This window comes from Pisciglobus halotolerans (assembly GCF_900113675.1).
In the GTDB taxonomy this organism is placed as follows: domain Bacteria; phylum Bacillota; class Bacilli; order Lactobacillales; family Carnobacteriaceae; genus Pisciglobus; species Pisciglobus halotolerans.
Window position 1 is genome coordinate 1 of the sequence record NZ_FOQE01000023.1, and the last position, 19,730, is coordinate 19,730.

General features: G+C 41.0%; 13 protein-coding genes and 2 pseudogenes. 10 read left to right on the plus strand and 5 right to left on the minus strand.

Annotated features, from left to right (window positions below):
• Positions 1-281: 281 nt before the first annotated feature.
• Positions 282-932, plus strand: a pseudogene (gene pcp, locus BM057_RS07935) (pyroglutamyl-peptidase I); the annotation flags it as partial.
• 913 nt (positions 933-1,845) lie between these two features.
• Here pcp and BM057_RS07940 read toward each other — a convergent pair.
• Complete coding sequence (locus BM057_RS07940) at positions 1,846-2,667, minus strand: endonuclease/exonuclease/phosphatase family protein (protein ID WP_092092751.1); 822 nt, start codon at positions 2,665-2,667, stop codon at positions 1,846-1,848.
• Positions 2,668-2,679: 12 nt separating this feature from the next.
• A pseudogene (locus tag BM057_RS07945) lies at positions 2,680-4,332 on the minus strand (PTS transporter subunit IIBC); the annotation flags it as partial.
• A 282-nt stretch (positions 4,333-4,614) separates the two neighbouring features.
• On the opposite strand from BM057_RS07945, the gene BM057_RS07950 reads away from it, so the two are divergent.
• From BM057_RS07950 to BM057_RS07980, 7 genes are all read left to right on the plus strand, one after another.
• Positions 4,615-6,915, plus strand: a complete 2,301-nt coding sequence (locus tag BM057_RS07950; protein ID WP_281246069.1) for a glycoside hydrolase family 65 protein — start codon at positions 4,615-4,617, stop codon at positions 6,913-6,915.
• A 43-nt stretch (positions 6,916-6,958) separates the two neighbouring features.
• Positions 6,959-7,630 carry a beta-phosphoglucomutase gene (pgmB, locus tag BM057_RS07955; protein WP_092092756.1) on the plus strand — a complete coding sequence of 224 codons (672 nt, stop codon included), beginning with the start codon at positions 6,959-6,961 and terminating at the stop codon, positions 7,628-7,630.
• A complete protein-coding gene (locus BM057_RS07960) occupies positions 7,617-8,624 on the plus strand; it encodes an aldose epimerase family protein (protein ID WP_245741885.1) in 1,008 nt (335 codons plus the stop codon). The genes pgmB and BM057_RS07960 overlap by 14 nt, the downstream gene beginning before the upstream one ends.
• 40 nt (positions 8,625-8,664) lie before the next feature.
• Complete coding sequence (locus BM057_RS07965; protein ID WP_092092760.1) at positions 8,665-9,696, plus strand: LacI family DNA-binding transcriptional regulator; 1,032 nt, start codon at positions 8,665-8,667, stop codon at positions 9,694-9,696.
• Between the two features lie 368 nt (positions 9,697-10,064).
• The gene (locus BM057_RS07970; RefSeq protein WP_092092762.1) at positions 10,065-11,048 is read left to right on the plus strand and encodes a glycosyltransferase family 2 protein; all 984 of its coding nucleotides are present in this window, start codon (positions 10,065-10,067) and stop codon (positions 11,046-11,048) included.
• A gap of 12 nt (positions 11,049-11,060) precedes the next feature.
• On the plus strand, positions 11,061-11,459 hold the full coding sequence (locus BM057_RS07975; protein WP_177186207.1) for a GtrA family protein: 399 nt from the start codon (positions 11,061-11,063) through the stop codon (positions 11,457-11,459).
• A gap of 40 nt (positions 11,460-11,499) precedes the next feature.
• On the plus strand, positions 11,500-14,250 hold the full coding sequence (locus BM057_RS07980; protein WP_092092766.1) for a YfhO family protein: 2,751 nt from the start codon (positions 11,500-11,502) through the stop codon (positions 14,248-14,250).
• Positions 14,251-14,295: 45 nt separating this feature from the next.
• On the opposite strand, the gene BM057_RS07985 is transcribed toward BM057_RS07980, so the two are convergent.
• From BM057_RS07985 to BM057_RS07995, 3 genes are all read right to left on the minus strand, one after another.
• Complete coding sequence (locus BM057_RS07985; protein WP_047390579.1) at positions 14,296-15,027, minus strand: MgtC/SapB family protein; 732 nt, start codon at positions 15,025-15,027, stop codon at positions 14,296-14,298.
• A gap of 85 nt (positions 15,028-15,112) precedes the next feature.
• On the minus strand, positions 15,113-15,676 hold the full coding sequence (locus BM057_RS07990; protein ID WP_092092769.1) for a chromate transporter: 564 nt from the start codon (positions 15,674-15,676) through the stop codon (positions 15,113-15,115).
• Positions 15,673-16,251: a chromate transporter gene (locus BM057_RS07995; protein WP_092092771.1), complete on the minus strand. Its 579-nt coding sequence runs from the start codon at positions 16,249-16,251 to the stop codon at positions 15,673-15,675. Before BM057_RS07995 ends, BM057_RS07990 begins: the two co-directional genes overlap by 4 nt.
• Positions 16,252-17,083: 832 nt before the next feature.
• On the opposite strand from BM057_RS07995, the gene BM057_RS08000 reads away from it, so the two are divergent.
• Both BM057_RS08000 and gor read left to right on the plus strand, forming a co-directional pair.
• Positions 17,084-17,923: a glycosyltransferase family 8 protein gene (locus tag BM057_RS08000; RefSeq protein WP_092092774.1), complete on the plus strand. Its 840-nt coding sequence runs from the start codon at positions 17,084-17,086 to the stop codon at positions 17,921-17,923.
• A gap of 33 nt (positions 17,924-17,956) precedes the next feature.
• On the plus strand, positions 17,957-19,306 hold the full coding sequence (gene gor / locus BM057_RS08005) for a glutathione-disulfide reductase (RefSeq protein WP_092092808.1): 1,350 nt from the start codon (positions 17,957-17,959) through the stop codon (positions 19,304-19,306).
• The last annotated feature ends 424 nt before the right edge of the window (positions 19,307-19,730 follow it).

Consider the following 19,730-nt stretch of genomic DNA (forward strand, 5'->3'; position numbering starts at 1 on the left):
TTTGACGCCGCAAAGTTTACAGCAGGAAGGTCGATAGGTCAATTTTCCGTGTACTACCAGATATTCTTGATCCTTTTTCTTTTCCTTTGTAACGGGAACTTCAGCTAATTGAACATTTGGGTCTTTAATATTGAGCAATTTTTTTATAGAATGAGTGTAGGCCATGTGAATTCTCCTATTCTTTTGTGTGGTAACTTAATTATAGGAGTTCACTGGTCTTTTTTCATTTAAAAACAAAAAATAGTGCCAGTGAACCGATTGGTCCACCAACACTATATATTATAGAGCCGAAAATTTTAGTAACCGCATTTGATCCATTTGGTGGAGAAAGCATCAACCCAGCACTAGAAGCAGTAAAAGGACTAGAGGATCGCATAGCTGGTGCAGAAATCGAAAAATTAGAAATTCCAACAGTTTTTGATAAATCAGCAGAAACGGTCCGGAATGCGATCAAAGCCTTCCAACCAGATGTTGTCCTTAGTATTGGACAAGCTGGCGGACGCTTCGAAGTCTCTCCAGAACGTGTAGCCATCAATGTAGATGACGCACGCATTCCAGATAACGAAGGAAACCAACCAATCGACAAACCGATCCATGAAGACGGTGAATCAGCATACTTTACACAATTGCCTGTTAAAGCAATGGTCACTGCTGTAAGAGAAGCTGGCATTCCAAGCGGCGTGTCTAACACAGCCGGAACATTTGTCTGCAACCACATCATGTATCAAGTACAATATATGATCGACAAAGAATTCCCGAACATCAAAGGCGGCTTTATTCACGTACCGTTCATCCCAGAACAAGTGATCAACAAACCAGGCCAACCAGCAATGAGCTTGACAGACATGACAAAAGGCCTAACAGCCGCTATCGAAGCCATCGTAGCCTACGACGGCAAAGAAGACCTAAAAGCAATCGGCGCGGCGCCACACATTAAAAAAAGGATGCGAAGCAACCCCGAAAGAGATCGAGCATTAACGCAGGAACAACGCAAGTATCCCAGCGAAGCGGTTGTGCGGACAGGATAAGATAGACATAGCTTTCTGTGTTTCACAGCTCAACTAAAAAGAATGCGAAGCGACCAAAAAAAGCAAAAAGGGAACAGGTAATACTGTTTCCTTTTTGCTTTTTCATTTTATCTTTTTTTGGTTTTACAATATTTAATGTTGGTCAGCACCAATGTGTTCTTATGGCTTTCTATCAGTAGCCCATCGACCGAAGAAAATTTCTTTACCAACATTAGAAGAGGAAGAACCCATTATTTGGAAGCTTCTACTGTACCCCTTATTGAAGCTGGTAAAAAAACGCAATTATTCTTTACGTTTATGTGACTTAGGCCGTTGATTTTTCGTGGCACTCTTTAAAATAGCTTCTCTAAATAAGCAGGTGCACGACACGTAGACTCCTGCGGGAACAGCGGACCAAGTGAGACCCCACAGAACGAAACACAGTGCCGTTCGAGGAGGCTCGCGGTTCGCCCGCGGAAAGTGAAGTGTCTGCCCTGCATGTATCAACGCTTATTTAAAAATAAAAAAGAACCAAAAATAAAAAACATGATCAGCACAAGTGCGAAAACTTTTTTCCAACCATTAATTGATACTATCGCGATTCGTCATTATTTGTGTGTTTACTTTTATTTAATACGATAACAAATAGAAAAAAACAGTATGTTGTGCCTCCAAGGAGGAAATCCCTAGAGTGATTACCTAAATGACTAAATGAGCCGGTCTGAAAAAATAGTAGGCGATGAAAGGTTGAAACATTCATCCACCTATGCCGAACAGAGCATAGAAGGCCGTTCATTGCAGTGTTATTGATCGTCGTTATCAGTATGACAGAGCTGTTTTAGCATGCTTCATTTGTTTCAACTGCAACACCGAAATGATCAGAAACGACTGGATAGTGATGTCCGTTGAAGATCACCTTTGAGGAAATCACTGGAACAGGATGATTCGAAAAGATATAATCCATTCGCAAACCTGTTTGATTATCTGTCCATCCATCAATTGCCTTTGCAACAGTAAAGCCGTTATCTTTTTCTTCAGCAAGCATGTAAGTGTCGAACCATTGTTGTGAAACTCTCTCATATCCTTCTTCTTTTTGGTCGGCTGGATTGTTGAAATCCCCCATTAGAAATATCGAACCTGATAATGATTCAAAAACTTTTTGGGCTTTTTCCCATTGGCTTGAAAAGGGTTCTTCCTCATCTTGCCACCAACCAAGGTGCAGACTGAAGTACCAATGCCCTTTTGACTTGATGCCAAGGGCTTTGCGGCTCTTGTAATTATCATAGGACTTATTTTCTGAAACAAAAAACGAGGAAACTTCTTCAATCGGATTCAAACTCAATAGAGCCAAACCTTCATCGTAGCGGTCATACCCAACATGAGAAGGTTCCCAAGTCCAATAGTAAGAAATTCCCTTTTCACGAAGTTTTTCCTGTAAAAGTAGCGCAAAGTTATCTTCTTTGATGGGATGTTCTTTGTTTGCCTCTTCAAAAGAAAGCAACCTCGACTGCTCTACTAAAGGAGCAGCAATCGATTGATTCACTTCTTGCAAAGCGATCACATCAAATTGCTGCGCAGCGATTGCTTCACATAAGAACGTCAACTTTTCAAGTGCCTCTTCTTCCATCCAGCTGTGTGTGTTCAATGTTAGCAATTTCAATTTCTATACCCCTAATTCGTCGAGAATATCTGATTTTAAAATATCGGCTTTAGGTCCATAAATAGCTTGGATACCTGTACCTTTTTTAACCAAACCAAGAGCGCCCAACTTCTTCCAATCTTCTTCGTTTTTGACAGCTTCTGGATCTTTGACGGTTACACGCAAACGTGTCATACAAGCATCTACATCTGAAATGTTTGTTTTTCCGCCTAATGCTTCAATGATCCCAGCCACTTGCGCATTCGTTGTTTCGTTTGTTGGGGCTGCGTTTGTTTCTTCATCATCAGTTGTTTCTGATGAAGATTCATCAATGTAATTACCAAGACGACCTGGAGTAGCGATGTTGAATTTTCCGATCATCCAATAAGAAATACCATAAGCAAGTAAGAAGAAAATCACACAAGAAAGAACAAAATTGATGACATCTCCTAATAACCCCGCATTGATCGACATTGGAATACGGGTCAAGAATTCAAGAATACCAAACGAGTGAACACGTAAGTTGATGATATCTACTAACGCAAAAGACAAACCTTGAATCACTGCATAAATACCATATAAAGCAGGAGCAGCAAACATAAACATAAATTCAAGCGGTTCTGTCACACCTGTCAAGAAAACAGCTAAACCGGCAGAAAAGAAAATAGATTTGTACTTAGAACGTTTGTCTTTGTCTGTACGACGATACATTGCAAATGCAATTCCCAACAATGTTCCGGCAGCACCAATCATTTGTCCGGCCTTAAAGCGGGCAGGTGTCACGGAAGCCAAAAGATTGTTATAAGCAGCTGTATCTCCAGCGTTTTTCAAGTTGACCAAGTCACTCGTCCAAGCTAACCACAAAGGATCTTGTCCGAAAACTTGTGTACCGGCAGAAGATCCGGTCAATACAGTATAAGTTCCGCCTAGTGCAGTATAGTTGACTGGGATCGTCAGCATATGGTGCAAACCGAAAGGCAGTAGAAGACGTTCTAATGTACCATAAACAAATGGCGCAAAGATAGGAGCTGTCTCACTTGAAGTAGCGATCCATTGTCCAAAGTTGTTGATACCTGTTTGGATGATCGGCCAAACAACAGCTAAGACAAGCGAAATGATCACTGACCATAGAATAACGACAAATGGAACAAAACGCTTTCCATTAAAAAAAGAAAGGGCTTCAGGAAGTTTGCGGTAATTATAATACTTGTTGAAGATGACTGCGCCGACGAATCCAGCAATGATCCCTACAAATACCCCCATGTTCAACGCAGGTGCACCTAAGATAGAAGTAAAGTAACCGTCTACCAAAATCTCGCTGCCAAACAAAGTATGCGTTGTTGCACCTTCTGTTGTCAGCATTTCAGATGTTACACCGAATAATGCACCTGTAGTTACATTGATCAGGATAAATGCTAATAGCGCTGCGAAAGCACCGCCAGCTCTTTCTTTTGCCCATGAACCCCCGATTGCTGCAGCGAATAAGATATGTAGGTTACCAATGATGGCCCAACCTAAACTTTCCATTACGCCGCCAGTTGTACCGATAAGGAATAAATCTCCACCAAACATAGTGATCATTTTTCCAATACTGATCATCAATCCTGCGGCTGGCATCACGGCCACTACGACCATCAATGCTTTTCCTAACTTTTGCCAAAAATCAAATGAAAAAAACTTTTTCATTTTAAAAACCTCTCCTTCTTGTTCCGTTAAAAAATAAATAATGCAAACGTTTGCCTTAAATATACGTTTATTCAACAGAAAATGCAAGCGTTTTTCTGTTGTTTATGCTAAGAAGAAACTTGTTACCGATAACAGAATTGTTGAATCGCGAGGATAAGCGGTTTTTGGAGCAAAAAGAGAAGAGCGTAGATAAAAAAACGATTTTTGAATTGACAATGCAACCGTTTGCGTATAGACTGACGTTGAATAACAGAGAAATTGAAAGCAGCAGGGAGGATCCCTATGCCATTCAATGAATCAGGAGGAAAAGAAATGACAGATAATCGATTGTTTGATATTGATGAATGGAAAGTAAAAACTACACTGTTGAATAAAAAAGAACGCCGATTGCAAGAGAGCTTAACTAGTATTGGAAACGGATATATGGGCATGCGCGGCAACTTCGAAGAAACTTACTCAGGAGATCATCATCAAGGAAGTTACATAGGCGGCATCTGGTACCCTGACAAAACGCGAGTAGGCTGGTGGAAGATCGGTTACCCAGAATATTTTGGTAAAGTGATCAATACAATGAACTTCATTCAGTTGGACATTGTGATCGATGGTGAAAAAGTTGATCTGTATACAGATACGATAACGGACTTTGAAATGGAATTGGACATGCAGCATGGTCTGTTGAATCGACGTTATGTGATAGACAAAAAAGGTAAAAAAGCAGCTGTTAATGTAGAACGTTTTGTTAGTTTGGATCAAAAAGAATTGTGTGCCATTCGTTTATCGGTGACGAGTTTATCTGACACGATCGATGTAGAATTGATACCTGCATTAGACGGTGATGTCACAAATGAAGATGCCAATTATGAAGAAAAATTCTGGCTGCCTGTTGCGTCAAAAGCGAATACACTGGTGATCGAAACCAAACCAAATGACTTTGGCATTGAACAATTCACTGTTGGAGCAACGATGACGAACCGCGTAACGCATGTTGAAAAAACGGGTGAAGTGCTGACGCCGATGAAAGTTTCTGAAACGTATAGTGGTAATTTAACACCAGGACAATCGGCAACGATCGAAAAACGGGTCGTGCTCACAACTTCTCGCGACTATGATCCAGAAAAGGTAGAACAACAAAGCCAAGTGATCAGTCAGGCAGTAGATGCTTTATCCTTTGACGAATTGAAAAGACGTCATCAAACGTTATGGTTGGAAAGATGGCAAAAGGCGGATATTGAAATCGGTGGAGATCCAGCTGCGCAACAAGGCATTCGTTTCAATCTATTCCAATTATTCTCCACTTATTATGGTGAAGACTACCGCTTAAATATTGGACCAAAAGGTTTTACAGGTGAAAAGTATGGCGGTGCCACTTACTGGGATACAGAAGCTTATGCCGTTCCCCTTTATTTAGCTTTAGCCGATCAAAGCGTAACCAAAAACTTATTGACGTATCGTCACAATCAGTTGCCAGAAGCTGAGCACAATGCGCGTCAGCAAGGATTGAAAGGTGCATTGTATCCAATGGTCACATTTACAGGTGTTGAATGCCACAACGAGTGGGAAATCACCTTTGAAGAGATCCACCGGAATGGCGCAATGGCACATGCGATCTACAACTACACGAACTATACAGGCGATGAAACCTATTTGAAAGAAAAAGGATTAGATGTCTTAGTAGGCATCAGCCGTTTTTGGGCCGATCGTGTGCATTATCATCGGACGAAAGATCAATATATGATCCACGGTGTTACAGGACCGAATGAGTACGAAAATAACGTAAACAATAACTGGTACACAAATAAAATGGCAGCTTGGACATTGCGTTACACACTATCAGTACTCCCATTGGCACCGCTGAAAAAAGAAGAACTTCATATCAGCGAAGAAGAACTGGACAAATGGCAAGACATTATCAATAAAATGTATTATCCTTATGACAAAGAACAAGGCATCTTCGTTCAACATGATACTTTCCTTGATAAAGACTTGCGGCCAGTCAGCGCGTTAGATCCTGCTGAGCTGCCATTGAATCAGAACTGGTCTTGGGATAAGATCTTGCGTTCGCCATTCATCAAGCAGGCAGATGTTTTGCAAGGCCTCTACTTCTTTAGAGATGAATTCTCAACTGAAGAGATCGAGCGCCAATTCGATTTTTATGAACCTATGACTGTTCATGAATCAAGTCTATCACCAAGTATTCATGCGATTTTGGCTGCTGATCTTAAAAAGATGGACAAAGCGGTTGCTTTTTATGAACGAACTGCACGTTTAGACTTGGATAATTATAATAATGATACCGAAGATGGCTTACACATCACTTCTATGACGGGAAGCTGGCTGACGATCGTTCAAGGATTCGCAGGAATGAAAACGACTGATGGACGCTTATCCTTTAGACCGTATTTGCCTAAGAACTGGCAAAACTATGCTTTCCATATCAATTATCGCGATCGTTTGTTAAAAGTATCGGTAACAAGTGATGAAGTGAAGATAGCATTATTAGAAGGTGAGCCGCTAGACATGGCGGTTTACGATGAAGCTGTTTTACTGAAGCAAGTATACACTTGCAAAACAGTTGCTGTTTAGTAACGAACATACTGATCAACATGAGGAAGGAAGCGTGAAGAAGATGAAAGCTGTATTATTTGATTTAGATGGTGTGATCACAGACACTGCTGTTTACCATTACAAAGCTTGGAAAGCATTGGCTGCAAAAATTGGAATTGAGATCGATGAAGCGTTTAACGAGCAATTGAAGGGTATCAGCCGCATGGACTCTCTAGAGAGTATTTTGGCAAAAGGGAGCAAATTAGACGCCTACTCAGAGGAAGATAAGCTTGCATTGGCAACAGAAAAAAATGATTTGTATAAAACCATGATCCAGCAAATGACGCCTGAAGACATTCTTCCAGGAATCAATGATCTGATTTCGGGATTAAAGGCAAAAGGGATGCGTTTAGGCTTGGCTTCTGCCAGCCAAAACGGTCCGATGATTTTAGAAAAGCTCGGTCTTAAAGATACATTTGATGAAATCGTCGACCCTGCTCAATTGAAAGCTGGCAAACCAGATCCAGAAATTTTCTTGACGGGCGCGCAAGATTTGGGCTTTAAACCAGAAGAATGCGTAGGTATAGAAGATGCAGCAGCCGGCGTAGACGCTATCAATGCAGCCGGTATGGTTTCGATTGGAGTAGGAAACGAACAAACTTTACAAAAAGCGACAACAGTTGTGCCGGATACAGCTTCTCTTTCAGCAGCTTTAGTAGAACGTGTGTGGAGGGAAACGGTTGAACATTCGTAAAAGCTCATGGGGACATGTCGATGGGCATGAAGTTTTTTCCTATACACTAACAAATGATCAAGGAGCGATATTCCGGTGCATGGAGTATGGAGCGGTAGTAACCGCAATTGAAGTTCCAGATCGTGAAGGTCGAATGGAAAATGTCGTGCTCGGTTTTGATTCCCTTGATCAGTATGTGAAAGATTCACCTTATTTTGGCGCTCTTGTCGGCAGAGTAGCTGGTCGCATTGCGCGTGCTTCTTGGAAAGATCATCAGTTGACAAAAAATGAAGGCGAGCATCACATTCATGGCGGTACTGCTAATTTCAGTCATCGCGTATGGAAAAGCCGGGTAGTAGAAGATCATCATAAAATAGGTATCGAATTTTCTTTGGATAGCCCTCATGGAGATAATGGATATCCAGGAAATCTGTGTGTAAAAGTTATCTACTATTGGACAAACGAAAATGTTTGGGAAATGGACATTCTAGCGCAAACTGATCAAGAAACTTTGTTTAATCCTACGAACCATACGTACTTTAACTTAAGTGGAAACGTAAAGAACAAAATTTTAAACCACACCTTGCAGATCGAAGCCAGCGCTTATGCAGAAACGAATGCAGAAAAGCTGCCGACTGGAAGACTGTTGCCTGTTTCTGATACGGCATTTGATTTTAGAGAACCCATTCAAATGGGAAAAGCTTTAGAGAAACACCCAGCAGGCTACGACACCCCTTTTAAGTTAGAGGGCACAAAGCACATTGCGTTGGAAGATCCGGAAAGTGGCCGGTGCTTATCGATTCAAACAGACCGAGATGCTGTGGTTGTATTTTCAACGACCAATATGGAAGAAGACTATATGGTTGCTGGAGAAAAGATGAGCAGTCATCGTGGGATTGCTCTAGAAACGCAAGAATTACCCGATGCAGTCCACCATTCGGCTTTTCGCTCGATCGTGATTGCACCGCATCAAGAATACCGTTATCAGACAGCTTACAAATTTACCGTTTGCTGAAAGTACGGCTGGATAAAAAAGAAGAGAAAGGGGTGTAGGAATGGCGATTACCATAAAAGATGTAGCAAAAAAAGCTGGAGTAGCCACTTCGACTGTTTCCCGTACGCTGCAAAATTCACCAAGCATCAGTGAAAAGACGAAACAAAATGTCCGACAAGTCATGGATGAATTGGGATACCGACCGAATTTAACGGCACGCGGTTTAGCCAGTAAAACGACTCAAACGATTGGGATCGTTTTGCCTGTATCGGAAGGGAAAGCTTTTCAGAATACCTTCTTTCTCAGAATGATCCGCGGTATCAGCAAAGCGTGTAACGAGAAAAAATACATGGTAGCGATCGCTTCAGGCATGACGGAAGAAGAGTTGTTGGAAAGCATTCAAACGATGGCAGAAGGCGGACGAGCGGATGGCTTTATTGTGCTTTATTCAAAAAAAGATGATCCTATTATTGAATATTTGCATCAAGAAAAGCTGCCGTACGCGATGATCGGAAAACCATATAAGTATGAAAATGATATGCTATATGTGGATAATGATAATAGAACGGCCGGAAAAGATGCGACAAATTATCTGCTCCAGCTAGGGCATCAAAAAATCGCTTTTATGGGCGAAGATAGAGAACAAATGGTAATTTATGAACGGTTGGAAGGATATGAACAAGCGCTAAAAGAGGCCGGTTTAGAAATGGATCCTAACTTGATCATAGATGTGACGTTGCCTGAAGATCAATACCAAGAAAAAATCCAGCAATTATTTGATGTTGCAGATTTTCCAACGGGCATTGTGGCGAGTGATGATTTGATTGCACTGAATACCATTTACTTACTCAGCAACTTTGGATTGAAAATTCCAAAAGATGTGTCGATCATCAGCTTTAACAACTCGATTTTTGCTGAAAAATCACAGCCGGAGTTAACTTCGGTTGAGTTGCATATTGATTCGTTGACTGCTCAAACCGTGTCTCAGCTGATTGGACTGGTCGAAAAGACACAGACGCTAGCCGTCAAAACAATCTTGCCGCACCAAATCATGGTAAGGCAATCTTGCCAAGAGATAAATGCGGATAGCTGAGTGTTTGGCTTTTATCACAAAAGTAGGGATGACAAAGTAAATAAGGGAAAATAGGGGGAGACTCGCTTACTGTGGTCGTTTCCAAAAGATAGACCAAACATCTAACTTTTGGTGCTGCACAGCTGACGGGTCTCTTTCTTTCGGTTCTACTTGGCAAAAGCGAAGTGTCTACCCTGCGAATAGGATGGCTTATTAAAAAAAGTAAAAATAGAAAACATCGTCGGCATAAGTGTAAAAATTTTTCCCAACAATTAATGGACACTATCTATATAAGGTTCAGAATAGACGAAATTTCTCTCTTACGTTATACTGGGGTGATAGGAGTCTGAAAAAAATGGATCCATTGAAGTAAAGGAAGGTTTTTTTTGATGAAAAGGATAACGATATTGATTCCTGCATATAACGAAAGTGAAGTCATTGAGCAGATGCATGAAGTCTTAAGTCAGACTTGCAGCAAACTGTCTCGTTATCAATTCGAATTTTTATTCGTTAATGATGGAAGTTCGGACAATACGATCGATTTGATCAAGATACTGGCAGAAAAAGATGAGCGGGTCCAGTATGTAGATCTTTCTAGAAATTTTGGAAAAGAGATCGCGATGTCAGCAGGTTTTGATTACGCTAAAGGGGACGCAGTAGTGATCATTGATGCCGATCTGCAGCAGCCGCCTGAAACGATCGAGGAAATGATCTACTGGTGGGAACAAGGCTACGATGATGTCTACGCAACGCGTGAAGAACGTAAAGGCGAAAGCGGCTTGAAAAAGCTGACGTCTAAACTGTATTACAAAATGCTGCAGAAAGTTACCAAAGAACGTATTTATCCCAATGCTGGTGATTTCCGTTTATTAGACCGTAAATGTATTGATGCCTTAAAGCAGTTGCGAGAACAGGCACGTTACACAAAAGGGATGTACGCTTGGATCGGCTTTAAGAAAAAGGAAATCAGCTATGTGGCAGAGCCGAGAGCTGGCGGTGAAACGAAATGGAAATTGTCTTCCTTGTGGCTGCTAGCGATTGATGGCATTACAGCTTACAGTACGCTGCCATTAAAAGTGTGGTCGATCATTGGAACGATTATTTCATTGTTGGGGTTTGTCTACTTGTTGATCGAAATCGGGAAAACATTGATTTATGGCAGTGATGTTGCCGGTTATCCTTCCATGCTTGCTGGTATTCTCTTGCTAGGCGGGATCCAATTGATTTCTTTGGGTGTCATTGGTGAATACTTAGGGCGTGTGTTTGTGGAAACAAAAGGGCGGCCGCTATACTTTGTGCAAGAATCATCAAAAGAGAAAAAGCTGTCAGTTGAAAAAGAACAGAAGACGGATACAGAAAGTGTTGGGAAATAAGCAATGGAAAAAATCAAGCAATTATTGAAAAAATATGAAGAAGCGATCAGTTATTTAGTTTTCGGCGGTTTGACAACTGTCGTGAATATCGTCGCATTCTTTTTACTAGACACAGTGTTGAACATGCAATATTTAGTGGCCAACTTGATCGCCATCATCGTATCGATCTTATTTGCCTTCTTCACGAATAAAAGATATGTGTTTAAATCAAAGTCTGAAACCCTAAGAGATTGGCTGAAAGAGTTCTTATTATTTGTTGGTTTTCGAGCCGTTTCCGGTGTTTTTGACATGCTGAGTATGTGGGTACTGGTTGATTTCTTACAAATCGACACGAATATTTCAAAAATTCTGACACAATTTATCGTTGTTGTTTTGAATTACTTTTTCAGCAAATTCTTTATTTTTAAATGATTTGCTGGACAGCAAACGACAAAAAGTTGGAGGAAAAATGATGTTAAATGGATTTTCTGCTGCATCGCAGCAAAAATGGCCGATGAAAAAAACGATTATGCTATATACAGGGATTTTTTTAGCTTTGATCGTTGCCATCTATAGTTACTTCTGGATAAATGGTATTTCTTTTATTTGGCAAAGTGATGGTTTTACGCAACACTATTTATTGTTCAAAGATTATGCAGAGATACTGAAAAACTTTTTGCGCCACCCACTTGAAGGAATCCCCATGTGGGACTGGACAAACGGTTTGGGAGCAGATATGATCCAATCGTATGGTTATTATGTGATTGGAGACCCGTTTGCTTATTTAGGCGTCTTTTTTCCTGAGCATTTGATGGAGTTTGCCTTTCACTTCTTGATCTTATTAAGAGTATACTGTATCGGTTTAGCTTTTCTTTTTTTTGCTCGGAAAATAGGGCTGTACGCTGACGGCGGCTTGTTTGGATCAATCGTTTATACCTTTACTTTTTATGTCATCTTGAATGTGACACGTCATCCTTTCTTTTTAACACCGATGATTTTCTTGCCGTTGTTATGTTTAGGAATGGAAAAGATGTTGCGGAATGAGTCGAATCGCTTGTTTATACTGGTCGTCTTTATCAGTGCAGTCAGCAATTTCTATTTCTTTTACATGCTGACCTTACTGGTATTCATTTATGCACTCGTCCGTTATTTTTATATGAATGGGTTTATTTCTTTCAAACACCTTTTTCAATATGTTTGGCGAGCACTTTATTCTTACGTGATTGGTCTATTGTTATCGGCAGTCGTACTGGTACCAATCATTTGGGGCTTTTTGCATTCTTCACGCGAAGCAAGTGAATTTGCAGGAGGGCTGTCCATTTACCCCCTGCAGTATTATATTGTGATGGTTCGTAATCTGTTTATTCCAGATAGTTACTTATGGACCGTCATGGGATTTGCATCAGTCACGATATTGATCTTGCCGCTGTTTATCACCAGACGGAAGTGGTTTAGTTACTTGCCTTGGATACTATCGGTATTTTTGGTTATGCTGCTGCTGCCAGCATTCGGCTCGATCATGAACGGGATGTCTGGACCATTTAATCGCTGGTCATTTGCTATTCCGCTGTTTCTAGGCTTAGCAGCCGGGAGACTTTATGATCACCGATTTGATTTGCGTAAAAACGACTTAAAAATGATGGGCTTTTCGCTAGCCATCTTTTTGTTGGTTGCTGTGTTGGAAAGGAAAGTCAGTCCGATTCGTTCTGTGATGTTTGCACCCATTTTGTGTGCGGCTGGAATGTGGTTATTGCTGATCGGTGCCAATACGCGTGAATCTCTCACAACAAAAAGGAAAAAAATGGTCTCTCTTGGTCTGTTCCTTTTGTTGAGCTTGAACTTAGTGATCAATGCAATGGATTATTATTACCCAAGTGGTCAAAATACGGTTGAAACGCTGCTAGACTATGGGACAGCCGATCAAACGTATGAGCAGACTTTTGATGGAGCAGAAAATGTTATTCCTCAAGTTGATCGAGATGTTTTTCGCATGGGATTGACGGCTAAAGACCGGGACATTCGTAACCATCTCATCTATTTGGACCGCATGGGAATGACGTCTTATCTTTCGATTACGAACGGTTATGTAGCGGAATTTTCGCGTGAGTTGGAATCTGGAGCTTTTCAGCTGATCCAACCGGTCCGTAATGGGTTTGACGATCGTCGTATCATCAATCATTTATTAGGGGTGCGGTATATTGTTACGCCAGTTGAAAATGAAAACTACTTGCCGGAAGGGTATCAAGTGATCCATCGAACAACGGGTGAGCATCCGCATTTAGTAGCGGAAACACAAGAGGCTTATCCTTTCGCTTATGCCAATGAAACTTATTTGTCCACAGAAGACTTTGAAAAGCTGAATCCAGTTGAAAAAGATGCTTTTCTTTCTTATGGGGTCGTGGTAGATGAAAAAGAAACAGATGTCAGCCAACTGCAACCATTTGATCAAGACTTGGGGGTCAAAGAACTGCCATTCGATGTGATCGTGGAAGACAGCAGCTTGGATACAGTAGGAAATAACAAAGTTCGCGTGAAAGATAGAGAAGGCTCTTTTGAACTAAGCGTTAAAAATCAACAAGAGTTGGAAAATGCAGAAATCTATGTTCACTTAGAAGGATTGCACTATCATCCTGAACAAACAGACTCGATCGCCAGAGAAAAGACGAGTTACACGGCAAATGTTGCTTTCGGTCAACGGAACAAATCTATTTTTCAATCGGATGAGTTGAGTTTTAGCACATATATGTTCCGAGATAAGATGCTATTTAATCTAGGCTATCAGGAAAAGGTCGATCCGGATGAAAAATTCGTGATCACCTTTGATGAACCGGGATTGTATGAATTGGATAATATTACGATTTATGCTTTGCCGAAAGATCCTGAATATCAAGCAAAAGTAGCAGAGAAAAAAGAACATCAACTACAGCTGACGACTTTTGAAAACGATCGGATCGAGGGGACGATCGATCAGCAACAGCCTGCCATTTTAACGACTTCTATTCCATATGGAGATGGTTGGAAGGCGACGGTCAATGGCAAAAAAGTCGACACGATAAAGACCAATATCGGTTTTGTCGGCATCCCATTAACCGCGGGCCATTCTGAGGTCGTTTTGACGTATCGGACGCCTTTCTTGTTAACAGGCTTAGCGTTGACGGTTATCGGTTTGCTATTGTTTATCGCAAATGAGCGCTACTGGAAGCAAAAGAAAATAACCCTTTAAAAAAACGACTGTACAGGTCTAATGCCGGTACAGTCGTTTTTTTACCTATTGGTCCTCAATTGTCCATTGTGAAGAGATATGAATCACAGAAGAAAGTTTGGAAAGGTCATCTACGACCTTTGAAATAGGGGGATCATCACTTGATAAGTTTAAAGTATAGTAATTTGTATAAATTATGTGATTGCGATCAATGTCTTTATCAACACTGTACTCTACATCAAAAACATCGATTTTTTGCTGCTTAAAATAATCCTCGATCAACTGTTTCGTCTGTGAATGATTCAAATATTGGATTTTAACCAACTTATCGTCAGGGACTTTAAAGATTCGCCTGATCAATCTTAAAACCAACAAAATAATCAAAGTACCAGAAAAGGAAATGACAAAATATCCCATGCCAATAGCAATTCCAAGACCAGCTGTGGCCCAAATAGAAGCAGCTGTTGTTAATCCGCTGACGTTGCGTTTCGTAATGATGATCGTTCCGGCCCCGAGAAAACCAATCCCACTCACGATCTGTGCTGTTAGACGTGTAATGTCGGTAGAAATGGTTTGAGCATAGTCAGGGTTCATACGGACGATTTCGATGGTCTCATAAGTTGCCCGCATCTGCACCATTGATAAAATAGCTGCACCGATACAAACAAGCATATGTGTTCTTAAACCAGCATCATGTCCTTTTAATTCTCTTTCATAACCAATCAAACTGCCGAGAGCCGTTGCTGCTAATAAACGAATAATCACTTCAAATACACTCAAATTGATGATATCTTCCATTATTTCACCAGCTTTCAATAAGGGGTATTTAGTATGTTTAAAAAACAAGCGGTGGTGGATTCTATTGTTCAATAGAAAATCAGTACTAAAAGATATAATAGATGGCAATTCCAGCTATTCCTGAAGCGATCATCACTTGGATCGGTCCAAATTTTGTTTTGCGCAGGATCAGGAAACAAATCGCGAAAATGATGACGGAAATCCAATTTAAATCACTTAATGAAACCGGAAATTCTTCTTTGTTAAATAAAGCGGTTAAAAAGATGCTGAGTCCAGCTGAACCAATCAGTGCGACAACTGCGGGGCGTAGACCTATGATCATGCCTTGAACAATAGAGAGGTTCCGATATTTATAATACAATCGTGCTAAGAGCAGTACAATGATACAAGAAGGCGTGACACAACCAATCGTAGCAATAATAGATCCTGGGAGGCCTGCGACTTTTGTTCCGACAAAGGTGGAAGCATTAATAGCGATCGGGCCAGGTGTCATTTGCGAAATGGTGATGATATCAATAAATTCCGTACTGGAAAGCCAATGATTATTTTCGATCACCTGTTGCTGGATCAAAGGCAAAGCAGCATAACCGCCTCCAAAACTAAAAAGACCGACTTGAAAAAAACTCCAAAATAACTGTAAGTAAATCAAACTTCAGGTCCTCCTTCTGTCTCATCTTTTTTTTCTTGATGATTCAAAATCCCCACTATCCCGCAGACAGCCAATACGATCAAAATATTGACGTCAAAGAAAAGGGTTGCTGCAAAAGCTAAAATCATCATCACGATAGGAATCCATTCTTTTTGAAGAATGATCTTAGAGGCCATATCGTAGATCACATTAATGATCACCGCAGCTACACCAGCTTGCATCCCCAGTAAGAGCGCGCTGACGATCGGATTTTCTCTAAAGGCGACATAAAAATAGGAGATCAATGTAGTGATCAATAGCGGCGGCAAGACAGTTCCGATGATCGATACTATCGCTCCGAGGATACCAGCCATTCGATAGCCGACAATAATCGAACTGTTGACCGCGATGGGCCCTGGTGCAGATTGCGCAATGGCTACAAGGTCCAGCATTTCTTCTTCATCAATCCATTTCAGTTCTCTGACAAAACGTTTCTGCATCAACGGCACGATGACATAACCACCGCCAAATGTAAAAGCGCTAAGCGTGAACGTGGAAAGAAATAAAGTCCAATAAAAAGAAGCATCTTTCTTCATGAGGTTCTCTCCTTTTCGATAAGTTCACTTCTAGTATAACTTAAATAACAGCCTGCTTCATCTAAAACGAAAAGAATGAAACGATTTTTGAGTGGACAAGTAAAGTCCTTTTAGCTCTTTTTCTATTACGATGGGATCGATTTGCTGTAAAAATGATTGGTCGCTGATCCTGTAAACAAGTTGCTTGCCGGGTTTTATGCTCTGAACTTGATCACAGCAGCTTGGTCTGTGAACGAGTTGCAGGTTTTGTGCCCTGAACTTGATCACAGCAGCTTGATCTGTGAACGAGTTGAAGGTTTTATACTCTGAACTTGATCACAGCAGCTTGGTCTGTGAACGAGTTGAAGATTTTCTGCTCTATACTTGATCACAGCAGCCCAATCTGTGAACGAGTTGCAGCACAATAGCATTCAACTGATGCTGCTAAACATAGCTTGCTGTCATTTGGCTAAACACTCATCCGTCTATACCGAATACAGAAAGTGAAGTCTGTTTTCAAGAAAATATTCATTATAATAGTAAGAGCAAATGGGCCAAACAAGTGACTGATTCATAAGGTGAACCACATATCTTCAAATATTCAGGATGAGAAAATATTTGCGTGGTGCAGCAGGCAGAGATAAGGCTATTAGCTGACTGTAAAGCCTCCTATACCACCAGCATGAAATGTTGAACAAACAACTTCATTTTTTGATGGCTTAAATTGTGTTAGAATGGATGTGGAAAAAAATTTCTCTTTATAAAAATGAGATAGGTGGACAAGTGTGCGTGATCTGTGCTTTTCAGCATAGAAAAACTTGCCGGCCAAAAATAGATAAAGGATGTTTGGGATATGAACCTGCTTGTTACTTGTAATGAACAGTATTTACCACCGTTAAAAACGATGTTGAATTCCGTTTTTCAATCAAATCACCAAGCCAAATTTGATATTTATTTCATGCACCAAAAGATCAATGAAATAAAAATGGCAGAACTGGATGCATTCATCACAGAAAACGGGCATGTACTCCATGACATCGATTGCGAAGGAATGTTTGAAGCAAAAGTTTCTGTCAATCGGTATTATTCAATCGAAATGTACTATCGATTGTTGGCTCCATTTATCCTGCCTAAAGAGGTAGACCGAATTTTATATTTAGATCCAGATATTATCAATTTGAATCCTTTTGACGATTTCTATCACCAGGATTTTAAAGGGAATGCTTTCATTGCAACTGCCCATGATTACATTACCAAATGGATCCAGCCAATCAATAACATTCGCTTAAAAACAAAGGAGTCTAAAGATTACTTCAATACCGGTGTGCTGCTGATGAATGTAGACAGGATCCGTGAAAGCAAAAAAGAAGAAGAAATTTTATCGCTGATCATGAACACAAAATTGTTGTTACTGCCGGATCAAGATATTTTTAACCAGATTTACTGGAATGAGATCTTAGAAGAAGATTGGCGGTTGTATAATCTTGACCCGCGTTATTATTCTATTTTGAATACGATCAATCTAAAGGAGTATAATAAAGAATGGGTCGAGCGAGAAGTCGTTTTTATTCATTACTGTGGCAAGCACAAACCGTGGAATGAAAAAGAGCAGTATCGCTATGAGCTGGGTGAGTACTATCACTTTTATCAACTGGACCACTTTGCAGATGAAACAGTTGCAAGTGAAGAATAAAAAATGAAAATGGTAAACAAAGGAGCAAAAGAAATGAAGAAGTATGATTATATTGCAATTGGCGGCGGAAGTGGCGGAATCGCATCTATTAATCGCGCAGGGATGCATGGTGCTAAAGGGGCATTGATCGAGGCTAATAAAATCGGCGGAACGTGTGTGAATGTAGGTTGTGTGCCGAAAAAAATCATGTGGCATGGGGCACAGATGCTGGATGATATGCGTTTGTATGCGGAAGGTTACGGGATTGATATTGCTTCTAAGCAATTGAATTTTAAAAAACTAGTGGATAATAGAGAAACTTTTATCGAACGTCTTCACGGCAGTTACCAAAAAGGCTTAGACAGCAATCATGTTGACTTGATCCGCGGTCATGCGACTTTTGTAGATAATCATACTGTTGAAGTCGATGGAGAACAATATACAGCTGATCACATTCTGATCGCTACAGGTGGTCGACCAAAATGGCCAGGCATTCCAGGAGAAGAATATGGTATGGATTCCAACGGCTTTTTTGCTTTAGAAGCATTACCTGAACGAGTAGCGGTAGTAGGGGCTGGTTATATTGCGGTAGAGTTAGCTGGTGTATTGCACGGTTTAGGAGCAGAAACGCACTTATTTGTACGCCACCAAGCACCTTTGCGCAACTTCGATGTTATGTTGTATGAAGGATTAGTTGAAACCATGAAGCGGGAAGGACCTGAACTGCACACTTATTCCGTTCCAAAAGAAGTTAAAAAGAATGCAGATGGCAGTTTGACGCTGTTCTTTGAAAATGGCACTTCTCACACTACAGATGCCATTATTTGGGCAATCGGACGTGTGCCAAACACAGAGAATTTAAACTTGGAAGCTACCGATGTTGAAATCAACCCCGGCGGCTTTATCACTGTTGATGAATATCAAAATACAACTGCAAAAAATATCTATGCAATTGGTGACGTTACCGGGCATATCGAACTGACACCTGTAGCAATTGCTGCCGGCCGCCGTTTATCAGAACGACTCTTCAACAACAAACCTAACGAACGACTAGATTATGACAATATTCCTTCTGTGATTTTTAGCCATCCACCAATTGGAACAGTCGGAATGACTGAAAAACTTGCGGAAGAAACATATGGAAGAGAAAACATCAAGGTCTATAAGAGCGTCTTCACTTCCATGCACAGCTCGATCACGCCGAACAGACAAAAATCATACATGAAACTCGTCTGCTTTGGACCAGAAGAAAAAATCGTCGGCTTGCATGGACTAGGACACGGCGTAGACGAAATGATCCAAGGCTTCGCCGTAGCCATCAAAATGGGCGCAACAAAAGCCGACTTCGACGACACAGTTGCCATCCACCCAACCGGAGCCGAAGAATTCGTAACAATGCGATAGGAAAGGATGTGGAGCGACCCCGATAGAGAACGAGCACTAACGAAGGAACAACGCAAGCAACCCAGCGAAGCGGTTGTGCGGATGTTACAAGTTAGGCGGAGATCTCTGGGGAGCGCAACTCAACTACTAGGATGTGGAGCGACCCCGATAGAGAACGAGCACTAACGAAGGAACAACGCAAGCAACCCAGCGAAGCGGTTGTGCGGATGTTACAAGTTAGGCGGAGATCTCTGGGGAGCGCAACTCAACTACTAGGATGTGGAGCGAGGTCGAAAGAGGCGACAGGAAAATGAAAAAGTGCGCCGCAGAGCATCCCGCGCATGCGAGCGACTTTTGAGTTTTACCCGAGACTCTACCTCGCACAGCTCAACTAAAAGGATGTGGACAAAGCCCGAAAGAGTCACAGCAAAAACAGGAAGTTGTT

What these genes read in the sequence shown, in the direction of transcription:
- BM057_RS07985 (WP_047390579.1), bottom strand. Translation starts at nt 15,027, where the DNA reads ATGGAAGATATCATCAATTTGAGTGTATTTGAAGTGATTATTCGTTTA.
- BM057_RS07970 (WP_092092762.1), top strand. Translation starts at nt 10,065, where the DNA reads ATGAAAAGGATAACGATATTGATTCCTGCATATAACGAAAGTGAAGTC.
- BM057_RS07980 (WP_092092766.1), top strand. Translation starts at nt 11,500, where the DNA reads ATGTTAAATGGATTTTCTGCTGCATCGCAGCAAAAATGGCCGATGAAA.
- pgmB (WP_092092756.1), top strand. Translation starts at nt 6,959, where the DNA reads ATGAAAGCTGTATTATTTGATTTAGATGGTGTGATCACAGACACTGCT.
- BM057_RS07995 (WP_092092771.1), bottom strand. Translation starts at nt 16,251, where the DNA reads ATGAAGAAAGATGCTTCTTTTTATTGGACTTTATTTCTTTCCACGTTC.
- BM057_RS08000 (WP_092092774.1), top strand. Translation starts at nt 17,084, where the DNA reads ATGAACCTGCTTGTTACTTGTAATGAACAGTATTTACCACCGTTAAAA.
- BM057_RS07950 (WP_281246069.1), top strand. Translation starts at nt 4,615, where the DNA reads ATGCCATTCAATGAATCAGGAGGAAAAGAAATGACAGATAATCGATTG.
- BM057_RS07965 (WP_092092760.1), top strand. Translation starts at nt 8,665, where the DNA reads ATGGCGATTACCATAAAAGATGTAGCAAAAAAAGCTGGAGTAGCCACT.
- gor (WP_092092808.1), top strand. Translation starts at nt 17,957, where the DNA reads ATGAAGAAGTATGATTATATTGCAATTGGCGGCGGAAGTGGCGGAATC.